Genomic DNA, 15991 nt, shown 5'->3' on the forward strand with positions numbered 1-15991 from the left:
CACTAATGTTGATTTTACACTATAAACCCTGTGGAAACAAAATCGGATGTGTTAATTCTGTGACAATTGTTGTTTTTGCTTTACAAGCGTTTGAAACTCCTGTTCTAAATGCCGATAATGAGGATCCTTTTGGTCGATAGTCGATAATTTTCCTAGTACAGCAGCCATTTTCGTTTCAATGACCAACAGGGTTTCTTGTTTATCATCTACATCATGGTTGCCTTTATTAAAATATTGTTCCGGAGTCATTTCTAAACGGCTAATTTGTTTATTGTCAAAAGCAAGCACAATGTCACAAAGCTTGTTTAAAAAATAATAATCATGGGAGACCGTTATAATTGTTCCAGCAAACTCACTCAACGTTTTTTCGAGCTGCTCCCTGCTAGGCAGATCAAGATGATTGGTTGGCTCATCCAAAATTAACACATCGTATTCTTTCATCAACATATCAACCAGCTTTACCCGTGTCCGTTCGCCGAGACTTAAAGTACCGATTGGTTTTGTGATCAACTGCTCTGTTAAGCCAATATTGGCTAGCATGGTCCTAGCTTTAAAAATGCTTTCTTTATCCGTAAACCCCATAGCCTCCAACGCTGTCTTTTTAGCGGGCAAATCGGAAACATCCTGGCTAAGATAAGCTATTTTTAGCGACTCACTTCTCCACAATTCGCCTGTGGTGCCTTCCACCAAACCCATAATCATCTTGATTAGGGTTGTTTTACCGCAGCCATTTTCTCCTAAAAGCCCAATCCGTTCGCCGTGATTGATATAAAACTGCGAGTTTTGGAACAGCTTCCGATCCTCGTAGGAGATCCCCAAGTTTCGGGCTTCAATGATTCGTTTCCCCCGTTTGCCATAGCCGTCAAACTGGAAACGAACCTTTGCATCCTCAATCGGTTTTGCTGCCTTATTTTTTGCAAGTTCTTTCTCCAATCGCTTTCTTTTTGATTTTACCTGATTATCAACCTTTTTTGCCTTTACTCGGTGATATTCTTTAAAGCCTTCTTCTTTTGTAGAGGCTCGATGCGCTTTATCAGACCAATTCTTTAACTGTTCCATTTGCGATTCAATTCTTTCTACCTGGCGCTGCTGGACTTCATATTGATGCTGCTGATTAGCCCTTTGCCGGTCTTTTTCCTGACGGTAAGCGGTGTAATTTCCATTGAAATGATGGAGTTTTCCCGCTTGCAGTTCAAATATCCGTTTGACAGTCTGATCAAGAAAATGCCGATCATGGGAAATAATGAGCACAGCCCCCTGAAATTTTTCAATTTCAGAAACTAACCAATTGACTCCTTTATAATCCAAATGGTTAGTTGGTTCATCGAGAATCAATAAATCTGGATTGGAAGCCCAAATGCTTGACAGGGCAAGCTTCAATTTCTCCCCGCCACTCAAGTTAGCCAGCCTGTCTTCTTGCCAATCATAAACCTTTTTGAGACCAAGTTCGCTGGCAAGCTGATAGACCTCTTTTATTTTTAATGCTTCTTGAAAATCATTCACTTCATAATCGATCGATTGTGAAAGATAGCCGATTTTTAATTGGGCTGTTTTTTCAATCCAACCTTTGTCAGGTGTTTCCTTTCCCAATACTAGGTTGGCCAAAGTGGTTTTGCCCGACCCGTTATAGCCAACAAGCCCGATTCTTTCGCCGTATTTAAGATCAAACTGGATTTGGTCCAAAATTTTACGTGAATTATAGCTTTTCTCTAGACCCTTCACGTTTAGAATCACTGTATATTTGTTCATAAAAAAACCCCCTTCGAACGAACCTGAAGAGAGTTAAATGTCATAATAATGGCACACAAAATAAACCTTAAATTAGGTTTGAGGAAGCGTACGTATAATCAGGACATAAAAAAGGGCAGACGAATCCCATTCTTCAGGTTCAACATTTTTCGTTTATTCGAATCATGTGCTGAAAAATAAGATTAAAACTTCATCGGCCTTTGTTTCATTCCTTTTCGTTTGATAGTTCCATTTTATTTAAAAAAAGCTGAAAATGTCAATGATTAATGTAAAAAACACCATGCGAGATCGCATGGTGCCTTTAAATTACCCTTGTAATCTTTCACGCAATACCATTTGCAGGATACCGCCGTGACGGTAGTAGTCAATTTCAACTTCGGAATCGAAGCGGACAACCACTTCAAATTCTTTCTTGCTGCCGTCTTCAGCAGTTGCTGTTACTTTTACAAGATCACGTGGTTTAACATTTTCGTCCACTTGAACTTCGAATGTTTCCTTACCAGTTAAACCAAGTGATTCAGCGCTGTCGCCATCTTTAAATTGAAGCGGAAGAACGCCCATTAACACAAGGTTAGAACGGTGGATACGCTCAAAGCTTTCAGCAAGTACAGTTTTGATGCCTAATAGGTTTGTACCTTTGGCAGCCCAGTCACGGGAAGATCCCATACCGTAGTCTTTGCCGGCAAGAACCATTAAGCCAGTGCCTTGGTCTTTGTACTTCATGCAAGCATCATAAATCGACATAACTTCGCCTGTTGGCCAGTAAGTAGTGAAGCCGCCTTCTGTACCAGGAGCGATTTGGTTACGGATACGGATGTTTGCAAACGTACCGCGCATCATGACTTCGTGGTTACCACGGCGAGAACCGTAAGAGTTAAAGTCACGAGGCTGAACGCCTTTTTCTAATAGATACTTTCCAGCTGGAGTATTCTTGCCGATTGCTCCTGCAGGAGAAATATGGTCAGTTGTGACAGAGTCGCCGAACTTACCAACGATACGAAGACCAGTTAATGGCTCAACTTCGCCTGGATCTTTTGATAAGCCTTCAAAGAATGGCGGGTTAGCAATGTAAGTGGAATCTTCATCCCAAGTATATAATGGCTCATTGCTAGTCTTGATTTCGTTCCAGCGCTCATTGTCACCAAAGACATTCTCGTATTCTCTACGGAATAGCTCAGGAGTTACAGTGCGCTTCACAACATCATTAACTTCAGCAGTTGTTGGCCAAATGTCCCTGAAGAAAACGTCGTTGCCGTCTTTGTCTTTACCGATTGGGTCTGTTTCAAAGTCAACATTGACAGTACCTGCTAATGCATAAGTGACTACTAACGGCGGTGAAGCCAGGTAGTTAGCTTTTACAAGCGGGTGAATACGTCCTTCGAAGTTACGGTTACCGGAAAGAACTGATGTAACTAATAGGTCGTTTTCCGCTACAGTTTTCTCGATTTCTTCTTTTAATGGACCGGAGTTACCGATACATGTTGTACAGCCGTACCCTACAAGGTTGAAGCCGATTTGCTCAAGGTATGGAAGCAATCCGGAATCACGAAGATAACCAGTTACAACCTTGGAACCAGGTGCTAAAGAAGTTTTGACAAACTTAGGAACTTCCATTCCAAGTTCGACAGCTTTTTTCGCAACAAGTCCTGCACCAACCAGCACATAAGGGTTAGAAGTGTTTGTACAGCTAGTGATTGACGCAATCGCAACTGCACCAGTCTTCATTTCTACTTCGTCACCATTATTAAACTTAACGATTGCTGACTTTTCAAGCTCATCTGCACCTAAGCCGAAACCTTGGTTGCCTTGAGGAGCAGAAACAGCCTTCACGAATTCTTCCTTCATTTTTGAAAGTGGAATTAAATCTTGCGGACGCTTAGGGCCGGAAAGATTTGCTTCGATTTCAGCAAGGTCGATTTCGATGACGTCAGTATAAACAGGCTCTTCTGCAGGATTAAAGAATAAGCCGTTTGCTTTGCAATATGCTTCTACTACTTTAATAGCTTCTTCATCTCGGCCTGTTAAGCGCATATAGGCTAGAGACTCATCATCAATTGGGAAGAATCCGCAAGTTGCGCCGTATTCAGGAGCCATGTTGGCAACTGTTGCACGGTCAGCAAGTGGCAGTACAGATACGCCAGGTCCGAAGAATTCTACGAACTTGCCTACCACGCCATGCTTACGAAGAACTTGAGTTACTTTTAACGCAAGGTCGGTCGCAGTAGCGCCGTTTGGCAGTTCGCCAGTTAATTTAACCCCAACAACTTCTGGTACTGGGAAGTATGAAGGCTGACCAAGCATGCCAGCTTCTGCTTCGATACCGCCAACGCCCCAGCCTAAAACACCAAGACCGTTGATCATCGTCGTATGGGAGTCAGTACCAACAAGGGTATCTGGATATGCTTCTAGTTCGCCGTCCACTTCAGCAACATGAACGACATCGGCCAAGTACTCAAGGTTAACTTGGTGAACGATCCCTGTTGCAGGCGGAACAGCACGATAGTTGTTAAACGCTTTTTGTGCCCAGCTTAAGAACTGATAACGCTCGGCATTACGTTCAAATTCCAAGTCCATGTTTACTTTTAACGCATTTTCGTTTCCATATGCATCAACCTGCACAGAGTGGTCAATAACCAAGTCAACTGTTTTTTCTGGGTTGATTTTGTCTGGGTCGCCGCCAAGGTCAGCCATTGCTTTTCTTAAAGAAGCAAGGTCAACGACTGCAGGAACGCCAGTGAAGTCTTGAAGAATAACGCGTGATGGCTTGAATGGCACATCCACCTCTTTAAGCTCATCCGTTCCCCATTTTGCCAGGTTTTCAACGTGCTCTTCTGTGATTACACGGCCATCGTATTGGCGAAGCACTGATTCTAGTAATACTTTTACGGAGTAAGGCAATTTTGATACATTGCCGATGCCTGCTTCTTCCAGAGCGGCCAAGCGATAATAGCGATAGCTTTTGCCGTTAACATCGAAGGAAGAGCGGGCGTTAAATACATCCTTTTTAACCATGAAAAAACCCCCCTATTCGAAAAGTCGAAAAGTTTGAAAATTCCCATCCGGCTTAACTTTTCTCACAATTCTAATCTTAATACAAGCGATTACATAAGTAAATAACAAGAAAGTTATTGTGTTTGATAAGTTTATCTTATCTTTTTTATGTAATTTGTTCGAAATATTTCGAAAACATGGTTGATTACTTATGATGAATTGTGGTTCGTGAGCCGAAGGACTTCCCCCTTTATTATGGCAAAAAAACTTTAATTTGTCATTTATTTCGTTCGAATGGAAATCATAACAGTATGGGGAGGTGATGAATATGGCGAAGCGGAAGGCGAACCATGTAAGGCCCGGCATGAATGCGGCAAAAGCACAGGGTATGGGTGCCGGTTTTAATGAAGAAATGGCAACTGAGCACTTAACGGAAATGGAAAAACGTAACAATAAAAAACGAAAAAAGAATCAATAACAACGTAGTAAAAGCGGGACCTAAGTGGCCACCGCTTTTTATGTGTTAATCCATATTTACTTCAGTCACCATCTGCTTTAAATCCTGCTGAAACCGCTCTAATTGAGCTCTTTGGTGCTCGGAAGCCACCTCTAGAGCATTTTCAATCTGCTGGTAAGCCTCATTGACTTCATTTTTTAAATGTTTTAACTGATGGCCGTAGCTTGCGCTGTCACTGACAATTGTTTCATAAAGCCCTTGAGCGTTTTCAAATCCTTGCTGGGCCGCCTGAAATGCCTCCTGCTTATTTTTGTTGTACGGATTTCTTTGCATTTTGTTTTTCCTCCTCAAATTTGTTTACCCTTTAAATTGCACAGATGCTAAAAAAATATACAGCATAAAACGACGGATTGACTGCATCCTAAAAAATGAGGAGGGATAACAAGTGACAAACAAAAATGACAGCAAAGATATGCACCGAAATCAGCCGAAGACTTCGGGCCAGCCAGAACCATTAAGCGGTTCAAAAAAGGTCAAGAATCGCAACCATACCCGGCAAAAACATAACTCAAGTCATGATATGTAAGTTTAGGTGATCAGATAAAAGCATCGGTCCCATCCTAAGACGGGACCGATTTTTAAACTTCTAGCAATGCTGTAAGCAGAAGTTCCTCTTCTTCCTTTGAGACAGTACGCAAATCAATCATAAACTCATCCCTTTGAATCCTGCCGACAATAGCTGGTTTTGTTTCGGTACGCAGTTTACGGCCCAACTGTTCTGCCGTTAATGATTGGTGGGTCAAAGCAATGACTACTGAAGGCAATTCCACATCGGGCATCGTCCCCCCGCCTACCTGGCTCATGTCTGGCAAAATTTGTGCTCTATATTGGCTTGACCGTTGTAACAATTTTGAAACAAAGGTTTGAGCCCTTTCGTCTAATTCTATAACGGAAACTAATAAATCGCGGATCGTTGGTATCTCAAGCATGGCTTTTTCACCGCGGGCATAAGCTAATAATGTACCCTCGAGCGCTGCCAGAGTCATCTTATCGACCCTCACCACTCGCGCCAATTGATGTTTTTTCAACCTCGCAATAATTTCTTTTTTCCCGGCAATAATTCCTGCCTGAGGGCCGCCCAAAAGCTTGTCACCGCTAAAAGTAACAATATCCGCCCCTATTTCGATTACCTCTCTGACAACAGGTTCATCACCAATTCCGTGTTTTCTAAAATCAAACAGGGCACCGCTGCCCAAATCTTCATAAAAAATGACATTATCGGTCTTTTTGGCTAACTGGATTAGCTCGTCCGTTTCGACTGTTTTCGTAAATCCGATAACTTTAAAGTTGCTTGTATGAACCTTCATGATAATCGCCGTGTCCGGACTTAAGGCTTTTTCATAATCATAAAGATGAGTCTTATTGGTTGTCCCAACCTCCACCAACTTGGCGCCGCTTTCCTCCATAATGGAAGAAATTCGGAATGACCCGCCAATTTCGACAAGCTGTCCCCTAGATACGATGACTTCCTTATTTTCTGCCAGCGCTCGCAGCACAAGATAAACAGCCGCTGCATTGTTATTGACAACCATGGCGGCCTCAGCGCCGGTAATTTCTCTTACTAAAGCTTCCACATGGCTATGCCGCGAACCGCGCTCACCTTCGTCTAGCTTATATTCGAGGTTCGAATAACTTCGTGCTGTTTCCACAACATGATTAATCGCAGATTCGCTTAATCGTGCCCTGCCAAGATTCGTATGTAGGATGGTGCCCGTTGCATTAATGACCCGTTGTATTGTATAGGAATATTGTTTGGAAACCTTTATGTTAAGGTAATTGAAAACCTCTTCGATAAACCCAGTGGTTCCCGGTTTTGGTCCTGACCATTTTGATTGAAGCAACCATTGTCTAATCTCTTCCATTACTTCCTTTAATTGATTGGTTAATTGAACCGAATCGAGCCCGCTTTTTTCAAGGATTCTTAAAAATTCATTATGTTTTTGCAGTTCATGGACAGGGGGGATTGATCTTAGCGATTCTTTCATTATGTAAACTCCTTTAACAATTCCTTCTTTCGTCCTATTATAACATTTTTCACGTTTAACGGCTCAGTGAATAGTATGATACGAGCAAGGAGGAAATGGAAGTGAAGAATAAAAAGTCTCCTCAAGACCAAACCGTTGATTTGGAGAAAATGGAGCAATGGTTAAAAGACTACTTTCTAGATCCGCTCACATCGCATTATGACCATTCTCAATTCAGAATAGACATATACGAAACCGATGAAAATTGGATTGTCGAAGGTTCCTTGGACGAATATGCCAGCTCGGAAATCACAGTGAAAATGGAAAAGTCGCAGCTAATTATCTCAGCCCAGAAGCATGATTATTCCTCGCCTTCGCCTTTCCCCAAAAAAGTTCGCGCCATTAACTTCCCTTTTCCTATTATAAATCATTGTGTAAGCGCCTCTTTTCAGCATGGGGTTTTGGAAATCTTCATATCAAAAAAGATAGAGAATGGATTTGGAAAAGATCGTTTTATTACCTTGCCTTAGGGTCTTTTTATCTTTTTAGTTGACATAACATTATTATATATAAAAGAGAACCTCGCACCGATTGGTACGAGGTTCTCTTTTATTTTTCTTCCATTTTTTGAATTAATTCAGCGGTATCAGGGAACACGCCTGTTTCATTTTTTGAATAGATCTTCTCTCCATTGACAGTTACTTCAAAAATGCCGCCTGAAGCTGGAATCAATTCTACTTTTGCGATATCCCGTCTAAAATGGGTAATGATTTCTTCCGCGAAACTCGCGGCCTTTGGTGCGTAGTTTCATTGCATGCAAAATTCGACGATTACATGAAAGTCCTTCATTATGTACCCCCTGGAGTTTACAATATTATAATAGTACAAACAGTGTAGCCTACCGCCTATTATTCCGCAAATGTTCTGCTTCCATTAGTGCGGTTTATTGTAGAAAAATGTATACTAAGAAAATGGAGGTGTAAATTGATGAGTGAGCAAGAGAAAATTCGGCTGACCGCCATGTCAACAAAAGCTGGTTGAGGCTGCAAAATTGGTCCTGAGGACCTGGCGCAAGTGTTGCGTCAATTACCAAAGCAAGACCCCGTTCCGGAGTTACTCGTCGGCAACGAAACTAGCGATGATGCCGGGGTTTATAAATTAACAGATTCGATCGCTCTAATTCAAACGGTCGATTACTTTACTCCGATTGTCGATGATCCATATATGTTTGGACAAATTGCTGCCGCCAATTCGCTGAGTGATGTGTATGCCATGGGCGGTGAGCCGAAAACGGTACTGAATATTGTCGGTTATCCGATTAAAAAGCTGGGCGCCGATATGCTGGCAGAAATTTTACGCGGCGCAGCCGATAAAGTAAAGGAAGCAGGCGCATTAACGGTTGGCGGCCATTCAGTCGATGACCAGGAACCAAAATTCGGCCTTTCCGTTACGGGACTTGTCCATCCGGATAAGGTGTGGAAAAATGTCGGGGCGAAGCCTGGAGACGTTCTTGTTCTAACAAAGCCGCTCGGTGTCGGCATTCTGACAACCGGGATAAAAAGAGGCGTGGTGACTCCAGAACAAGAGGCTGTGGTTACCGAAACGATGGCGCTTCTGAATAAGGACGCTGCAGAAGCTTTGATGCCGTTCTCCCCGCATTCGGTGACAGATGTAACCGGATTTGGATTACTAGGCCACGGTAGCGAAATGGCCCGCGGCAGCGATGTGAGTTTCGAAATATTTGCTGGACAAGTACCAGTTTTGGATGGTGCTGTTGAATTGGCCAAGGAAGGCGTCGTACCAGGCGGCTCTAAATCCAATCATAAATGGCTGAGTGATGACGTTCAGTACGAAGACATTTTACCTGAGGAACAACTCGTATTGTGTGATGCGATCACTTCCGGCGGATTGTTGGTGTCCCTAAGTGAAGCTGAAGCTGGTCCCTACATTGAAGCTCTGCATTCAAGAGGATTGACGCAGGCTGCGATTGTTGGACGGGTGACTGAAAGAAAAGAAAAATTGATTTATGTAAAAAGGTAACAGCGAAGCTTGACGCTTCGCTGTTTTATTTAGCTTGGGATTCTCAATTGAAATTTCTGGCGAAGTTTTTCGATCATGTCCTTCGTCATTTTGTCTAAATCATACTCGTATTTGAAGCCCCACTCTGCTACTGCAGCGCTAGAATCGATTGAGTTCGGCCAGCTTTCTGCAATCTTTTGGCGTACAGGGTCCACGTTATAACTGATCTTAAATCCAGGAATCTGCTTGGCGATGCTCCGCGCGATTTCCTCCGGATCAAAGCTCATTGAACTCACATTAAAGGAATTGCGGTGTGCTAATTTGCCAGGGTCCGCCTCCATTAAATCGATAATCGCATTCAATGCATCCGGCATATACATCATATCCATGTAGGTGCCTTTATCAATATAAGAAGTGTATCTGCCGTTTTTAACCGCTTCATAATAAATTTCCACGGCGTAATCGGTGGTGCCGCCGCCTGGAGGAGCAACATAAGAAACTAACCCAGGGAAACGCAAGCCCCTAGTATCGACACCAAATTTATGATAATAATAATCGGCCAACAGTTCGCCGGCCACCTTATTGACCCCATACATCGTGGTAGGGCGCATAATCGTATCCTGTGGCGTGTTGTCTTTCGGCGTTGTCGGTCCAAAGGCACCGATTGAGCTTGGCGTGAAAAATTGCGCGTTTAGCTCGCGTGCAGTTTCAAGGGCGTTCATCAGGCCGCCCATGTTTAAATTCCAGGCAAACACCGGCTTTGCTTCGGCTGTGGCAGATAACAGCGCGGCCAAATGCATGACCGTATCCACATTATATTTTTTAGCCGTTTCCACCATCTTTTTTAAATCGGTAACGTCTACCGTTTCAAAAGGGCCGCCAAGCGCCGCCTCGCTGTCGTTTTTCTTAATGTCAGTCGCGATAACATTGTCTGAGCCGTATATATCTCTAAGCTTTAAGGTGAGTTCTGAACCAATCTGCCCTAAAGCGCCGGTTATCATAATCCGCTTCATAGTATCTCCTCCTTAAATGATACCCATTTCCTTGCCGACTTTTTCATAGATGGCAATTGCCTGATCAAGCATTTCCTTTGTATGTGCTGCAGTTGGCATGTTGCGGACCCGCCCTGTTCCCTTTGGTACTGTTGGGAACACTATCGCCTTGGCGTAAACGCCCTCTTCGTTCAAACGCTTACTGAACTGCTGCGATACCGTTTCTTCACCAATAATGCAAGGAGTGATTGGCGTTTCGCTGTTGCCGATATTGAAGCCTAATTCCTTCAAGCCTTTTTTCAAATAGTCTCCGTTGTCCCAAAGTTTTTTATTAAGTTCCGTGCTCTCCATCAGGATTTCAATCGACCGCTTGCTTGCCGCAACATCGGCAGGAGTCAATGAGGTGGAGAACAAGAACGGACGGCTCCGTACCTTCAACCAGTCGATCAGATTTTTCTTGCCGGCCACATAGCCGCCGACAACTCCGATTGCTTTTGAAAGTGTCCCGATTTGGAAATCGATTTTATCCGAAAGTCCAAAATGTTTGACGGTTCCTGCACCTTCACCCAGCACGCCGGAGCCATGGGCATCATCCACATATGTAATGAGGTCGAATTCTTCAGCAATTTTTACGATTTCCGGCAATAACGCAATATCCCCATCCATAGAGAACACGCCGTCAGTAATAACCATCAATTTATTGTATTGACCAGACTCTTTCGCAGCCTTCGCTTTAGCACGTAAATCTTCCATGTCCGAGTGATTAAAACGGATGATTTTTGCCTTGGATAATCTGCAACCATCAATAATCGAGGCATGGTTTAATTCATCGGATAAAATCGCATCGTTTTTATCCATTACCGCAGAGATCGCAGCCATATTACAATTAAACCCTGATTGATAAGCAATCGCGGCTTCGGTATGTTTAAATTCTGCCAACTTCTCTTCTAATTCCACGTGAAGTTTCATCGTGCCATTGATCGTTCGAACAGCACCTGCTCCAACACCATATTTCTCAAGCGCCTCTCTAGCGGCTTGTTTCAAGCGCTCATCTGTTGCCAAGCCTAAGTAATTATTGGAAGAAAGGTTGATCAATTCCCGGCCATTTATAGTGATGACCGGGCCATTTGGACTTTCCAGCGGGTCAATGACATTATATAGACCCTTGCCTTTTAAATCTTCAAGGTTTTCATTTAAAAATTGCTCTAACGTTTGACTGGACATATCAAAATCCCCCTTTTCTATTCAAAACTTGCTTTTTGTCGTTTACAAAAATACAAATGTCCTCCTGAGGCGGACAGTGCGAACCCCCTCAAAACTGCGCCATGAAAGGATTTCCTTTACTATACAATATCATATTATTCCAAGAATGTTCACCCCTGAAGGACAAAAGTAAAAAATATTTTTATATTGTATAGAATGCCCCAAAAATAGCGAAAACCTACAAATTAAAATATTGAAAGGGGTTGCAAAGGCGAACGAAAATGTTTTTATTTTTAAAATCATTCGCCTTTCCTACAAAAAAATGCTTGAAATGACAAATGACCGTGCTATAATGGGGTATAAATTCATAGCAACACTCGTATAATCGCGGGGATAAGGCCCGCAAGTTTCTACCGGATTGCCGTTAACAATCCGACTATGAGTGGGTAATGTGATTTCCGCTTTATTAAAATGCGGAATTCTTCCAATTCCTTTAAAAGATAAGCCCAAAGGACATTGCCTCACTCTTGTTTGTGAGCAATGACCTTTGGGCTTTTTATTTCACAAAAAAAATGGGGGTACATCATGAGATTATTGGAAGAAAGAATTCAAAGGGACGGAAAAGTCCTTTCGGAATCAGTTTTAAAAGTGGATTCATTTTTGAATCATCAAATTGATCCCAACTTAATGCAAGAAATTGGCCAAGAATTTGCCCGCCGCTTCCAGAATGAAGGGATTACCAAAATTGTCACTATCGAATCTTCAGGTATTGCTCCTGCGGTGATGACCGGATTTCAGCTGAATGTTCCAGTCGTTTTTGCCAGAAAAAGAAAATCGCTTACCTTAAACGACGGCCTGTTAACTGCCTCCGTTCATTCGTTTACAAAAAATGAAACAAACGAAGTGTCCATCGCAGAAAAATACTTAGAAAAAAATGATGTGGTCCTGGTTATTGATGACTTTCTTGCCAACGGACAAGCGGCGCTAGGTTTAATTGAAATCGTCAAGCAAAGCGGCGCCCATGTCGCGGGGCTCGGTATTGTCATTGAAAAGTCGTTCCAGGACGGAGCAAAACTGCTTCAAGAACATGGAGTTAGAGTAGAATCGTTAGCCCGGGTGGCGTCCCTCGCTAACGGAGAGGTTACATTTAAATCGGAGAAAGCTGAGGAACTTGTCTAATGAAGAACCATCCATTAAAAACAGCATCACTTGGAATTCAACATGTTCTGGCTATGTATGCTGGAGCCGTCATTGTCCCGTTGATTATCGGCGGTGCTTTAGGCTTAAACCACAAACAATTGGCGTATTTAGTCTCATTGGATATTCTAACCAGCGGGATTGCCACCTTATTGCAGGTGTGGCAAAACCGGTATTTCGGAATTGGGCTTCCGATTGTTCTTGGCTGTACATTTACAGCCGTGGGTCCGATTATCGCCATAGGTAATCAGTATGGCATGTCATCAATTTACGGTTCAATCCTTGTATCTGGAATCATTGTGATGTTGATTGCCAAATACTTTGGAAAACTGATTCACTTCTTCCCTCCCGTCGTAACCGGTTCGGTCGTAACGATTATTGGGACAACCTTGATTCCCGTTGCAATGAATAATGTTGCCGGCGGACAGGGCAGCCCTGAATTTGGCTCTGTTTCTAACATTGCACTGGCATTTGGAACGCTATTATTTATTATTATTCTTTATCGTTTCTTTAAAGGGTTCGTGCGTGCCATTTCTATTTTACTAGGATTAATGGCCGGAACGATGGCGGCCGCATTCATGGGCAAAGTTGACTTTTCTGCTGTTGGTGACGCATCTTGGTTCCATATGGTCACGCCGCTGCACTTTGCAACCCCTTCGTTTGAATTGGCGCCAATCATTACAATGACCATTGTTGCGATTGTAAGCCTTGTTGAGTCATCAGGTGTTTATTTTGCATTAAGTGATATTACTGGTCGTAAATTGACGGAACAAGATTTGGTTAAAGGCTACCGGGCTGAAGGCTTAGCCAGTGTCATCGGAGCGTTCTTTAATTCATTCCCTTATACGACTTATTCTCAAAACGTCGGGCTTGTCCAGTTTTCCGGCGTTAAGGATAAAAGCGTCATCTATACAATGGGCGGAATATTGATTTTTCTTGGATTTGTGCCAAAAATCGCTGCCCTTACAACCGTGATTCCGACTGCTGTTCTAGGCGGGGCGATGGTTGCCATGTTTGGCATGGTGATCGCGTCCGGAATCAAAATGCTAAGTAAGGTTGATTTCTCATCCCAGGAGAATCTGCTCATCATTGCCTGCTCGGTTGGGGTTGGATTAGGCGTGACTACCGTTCCGGATTTATTCGCTCATCTTCCAGAAAGTGTGAAAATCCTGACAAATAGCGGAATCGTGTCCGGAAGTTTGACTGCCATTTTCCTTAACATTATTTTTAATGTTATAAAGCCAATCAAGCAAAGTGCAATCTCAAAAGAATTAAAAGCGTCTTAAAAATAATGGACGGAGTTGTTTATCGTGCTCCGTCCGATAATATCCATTAAATTGTTTTCCAAATCGGTTGCTTCGTTATAGGGCTTTGTCCAGTTTTGTTATGGTAGTAGTGCGGCTAGTCCCTGCACCAGAACCGTTAACAGTTTTTGTAATCGAGATAGGCGAGATAAAAACCGCACCGCCAAAATTTACAATCCCCCCGGAAACCGTCCCAATATTGATGCCATCCTTACTGATAGCCATAACTCTCCCCCCAAGCAAGAATTAGTTTCTACTATAATATGTACAAGGTTCAGGACTTGATTGAACTTTTGGAAAAACTATTTGATTTGGGTGCATGTCCTCTTTTTCAAACGTCAATGCTTCAGACTGGACGAGATATACGCCTTTCAGCAGAAAATTTCCATTTAATTTACAGACAAAAAGTCTAGTCGAATTTGTGAAAATCTTGTATGATGAAATAATGATTGAATCTTGAACGAAGTGAGGATTACGAGAAAAAATGAGCGTATTAAACGTAAAAAATTTAAGTCACGGTTTCGGTGATCGTGCGATTTTTAATGATGTGTCTTTTCGACTATTAAAAGGAGAGCACGTTGGTTTAGTTGGTGCCAATGGTGAGGGGAAGTCTACTTTCATGAATATTGTGACTGGAAAGTTGCAGCCCGACGAGGGGAAAGTTGAGTGGTCACGAAAAGTTCGTGTTGGTTATTTAGATCAGCATGCAGTCCTTCAAAAAGGTACTACGATGCGTGACGCTTTGAGTACTGCTTTTCAATATCTTTTTAATGTTGAATCAGAAATCAATGAACTTTATGCCAAAATGGGTGATGAAGGCGCTGATATCGATGCATTACTTGCAGAAGTTGGAGAGCTGCAAGAAACCTTAGATAGTAATGATTTCTATCAAATTAATTCAAAAGTGGAGGAAGTAGCTCGTGGCCTGGGATTAGACGATGTTGGACTTGATCGAGATGTAGATGATCTTAGCGGTGGGCAACGTACGAAAGTTTTGCTAGCGAAGCTTTTGCTAGAAAAGCCTGAAATCTTATTACTAGACGAGCCTACGAACTATTTGGATGAACAACATATTGAATGGTTGAAGCGCTATTTACAGGAATATGAGAATGCATTTATCTTGATTTCACATGATATTCCATTTTTGAACAATGTTGTAAACTTGATTTATCACATGGAAAACCAAGAGTTAAATCGCTATGTTGGTGACTATGATAACTTCTTAAAAATATATGAAATGAAGAAGCAACAGCTCGAGTCTGCTTACAAGCGTCAACAACAAGAAATTGCTGATTTGAAGGATTTCGTTGCTCGTAACAAAGCGAGTGTAGCGACTCGTAATATGGCGATGTCTCGCCAGAAAAAGCTTGATAAAATGGAAGTTATTGAATTGGGAAGAGAGAAGCCGAAACCAGAGTTTAACTTCAAAGAAGCTCGTGCAGCTAGTCGTTATATTTTCACGGCTGAAGATCTTGTTATTGGTTACGATGAACCACTTTCACGCCCTCTGAATTTAAAAATGGAACGTGGACAAAAAATCGCATTCGTGGGTGCAAACGGTATTGGTAAGTCTACACTCTTAAAAAGCATTCTGGGGTTAATTGATCCGATTTCTGGTAAAGTGGAACGTGGTGAGTATCAGTACATCGGTTACTTCGAGCAGGAAGTTAAACAGGCCAACTACAATACATGTATTGAAGAGATTTGGAGCACGTTCCCAAGTATGAATCAGGCTGAAGTCCGTGCTGCTCTTGCAAAATGTGGATTAACGACGAAACATATTGAAAGTAAAGTCGAAGTCCTTTCTGGTGGAGAAAAAGCCAAAGTTCGTTTGTGTAAAATTTTAAACACAGAGACGAATGTATTAATTTTAGACGAGCCTACCAATCACTTAGATGTGGATGCAAAAGAAGAATTGAAGCGAGCTTTAAAGGCATATCGTGGAAGTATCTTGATGGTATCCCACGAACCTGATTTCTATCGTGAAATTGCGACCGATATTTGGAATTGTGAGGATTGGACTACGAAAGTGTTTTAAATAAAGATTAAGGGGTA

At 42.4% G+C, this 15991-nt stretch carries 14 protein-coding genes, 1 pseudogene and 1 riboswitch; of the genes and pseudogenes, 7 read left to right on the plus strand and 8 right to left on the minus strand.

Annotated elements, in window-relative coordinates:
- Positions 1 to 51 precede the first annotated feature (51 nt).
- Both abc-f and acnA read right to left on the minus strand, forming a co-directional pair.
- A complete protein-coding gene (abc-f, locus tag AR334_RS03260; RefSeq protein WP_066304850.1) occupies positions 52 to 1749 on the minus strand; it encodes a ribosomal protection-like ABC-F family protein in 1698 nt (565 codons plus the stop codon).
- Between the two features lie 306 nt (positions 1750 to 2055).
- Positions 2056 to 4761 carry an aconitate hydratase AcnA gene (gene acnA, locus AR334_RS03265; RefSeq protein WP_066304855.1) on the minus strand — a complete coding sequence of 902 codons (2706 nt, stop codon included), beginning with the start codon at positions 4759 to 4761 and terminating at the stop codon, positions 2056 to 2058.
- A 307-nt stretch (positions 4762 to 5068) separates the two neighbouring features.
- Here acnA and sspO point away from each other — a divergent pair, with 307 nt between their 5' ends.
- Entirely contained in the window at positions 5069 to 5218 is a 150-nt protein-coding gene (sspO, locus tag AR334_RS03270) for a small acid-soluble spore protein O (RefSeq protein WP_066304856.1), read from the plus strand.
- Between the two features lie 45 nt (positions 5219 to 5263).
- Here sspO and AR334_RS03275 read toward each other — a convergent pair whose 3' ends face one another.
- Entirely contained in the window at positions 5264 to 5530 is a 267-nt protein-coding gene (locus AR334_RS03275; protein ID WP_066304858.1) for a hypothetical protein, read from the minus strand.
- 112 nt (positions 5531 to 5642) lie between these two features.
- On the opposite strand from AR334_RS03275, the gene AR334_RS03280 reads away from it, so the two are divergent.
- A complete protein-coding gene (locus AR334_RS03280; RefSeq protein WP_066304863.1) occupies positions 5643 to 5783 on the plus strand; it encodes a small acid-soluble spore protein P in 141 nt (46 codons plus the stop codon).
- 52 nt (positions 5784 to 5835) lie between these two features.
- On the opposite strand, the gene selA is transcribed toward AR334_RS03280, so the two are convergent.
- Positions 5836 to 7242 carry an L-seryl-tRNA(Sec) selenium transferase gene (gene selA, locus AR334_RS03285; protein ID WP_066304865.1) on the minus strand — a complete coding sequence of 469 codons (1407 nt, stop codon included), beginning with the start codon at positions 7240 to 7242 and terminating at the stop codon, positions 5836 to 5838.
- Positions 7243 to 7337: 95 nt separating this feature from the next.
- Here selA and AR334_RS03290 point away from each other — a divergent pair, with 95 nt between their 5' ends.
- Entirely contained in the window at positions 7338 to 7751 is a 414-nt protein-coding gene (locus AR334_RS03290; protein WP_253701169.1) for an Hsp20/alpha crystallin family protein, read from the plus strand.
- Positions 7752 to 7830: 79 nt separating this feature from the next.
- Here AR334_RS03290 and AR334_RS30560 read toward each other — a convergent pair.
- A pseudogene (locus tag AR334_RS30560) lies at positions 7831 to 8016 on the minus strand (Rdx family protein); the annotation flags it as partial.
- Between the two features lie 192 nt (positions 8017 to 8208).
- Between AR334_RS30560 and selD the strand changes: the two are divergent.
- Complete coding sequence (selD, locus tag AR334_RS03295) at positions 8209 to 9261, plus strand: selenide, water dikinase SelD (protein WP_082692761.1); 1053 nt, start codon at positions 8209 to 8211, stop codon at positions 9259 to 9261.
- A gap of 29 nt (positions 9262 to 9290) precedes the next feature.
- Here the strand turns inward: selD and AR334_RS03300 are convergent, their stop codons facing one another.
- Together AR334_RS03300 and AR334_RS03305 are read right to left on the minus strand one after the other, a co-directional pair.
- Complete coding sequence (locus AR334_RS03300; RefSeq protein WP_066304875.1) at positions 9291 to 10253, minus strand: L-threonine 3-dehydrogenase; 963 nt, start codon at positions 10251 to 10253, stop codon at positions 9291 to 9293.
- A 12-nt stretch (positions 10254 to 10265) separates the two neighbouring features.
- A complete protein-coding gene (locus AR334_RS03305; protein WP_066304876.1) occupies positions 10266 to 11456 on the minus strand; it encodes a glycine C-acetyltransferase in 1191 nt (396 codons plus the stop codon).
- Positions 11457 to 11792: 336 nt separating this feature from the next.
- Positions 11793 to 11894, plus strand: a riboswitch (purine riboswitch).
- Between the two features lie 126 nt (positions 11895 to 12020).
- Here AR334_RS03305 and AR334_RS03310 point away from each other — a divergent pair.
- Entirely contained in the window at positions 12021 to 12614 is a 594-nt protein-coding gene (locus AR334_RS03310; protein ID WP_066304878.1) for a xanthine phosphoribosyltransferase, read from the plus strand.
- Positions 12614 to 13918 carry a nucleobase:cation symporter-2 family protein gene (locus AR334_RS03315; RefSeq protein WP_066304881.1) on the plus strand — a complete coding sequence of 435 codons (1305 nt, stop codon included), beginning with the start codon at positions 12614 to 12616 and terminating at the stop codon, positions 13916 to 13918. Before AR334_RS03310 ends, AR334_RS03315 begins: the two co-directional genes overlap by 1 nt.
- Before the next feature lie 75 nt (positions 13919 to 13993).
- On the opposite strand, the gene AR334_RS28670 is transcribed toward AR334_RS03315, so the two are convergent.
- Complete coding sequence (locus AR334_RS28670) at positions 13994 to 14161, minus strand: spore germination protein (RefSeq protein WP_082692762.1); 168 nt, start codon at positions 14159 to 14161, stop codon at positions 13994 to 13996.
- A gap of 259 nt (positions 14162 to 14420) precedes the next feature.
- On the opposite strand from AR334_RS28670, the gene AR334_RS03320 reads away from it, so the two are divergent.
- Complete coding sequence (locus tag AR334_RS03320) at positions 14421 to 15974, plus strand: ABC-F family ATP-binding cassette domain-containing protein (RefSeq protein ID WP_066304884.1); 1554 nt, start codon at positions 14421 to 14423, stop codon at positions 15972 to 15974.
- The last annotated feature ends 17 nt before the right edge of the window (positions 15975 to 15991 follow it).

It is taken from the genome of Bacillus sp. FJAT-29814 (assembly GCF_001510715.1).
Taxonomy (GTDB): domain Bacteria; phylum Bacillota; class Bacilli; order Bacillales; family Cytobacillaceae; genus Neobacillus.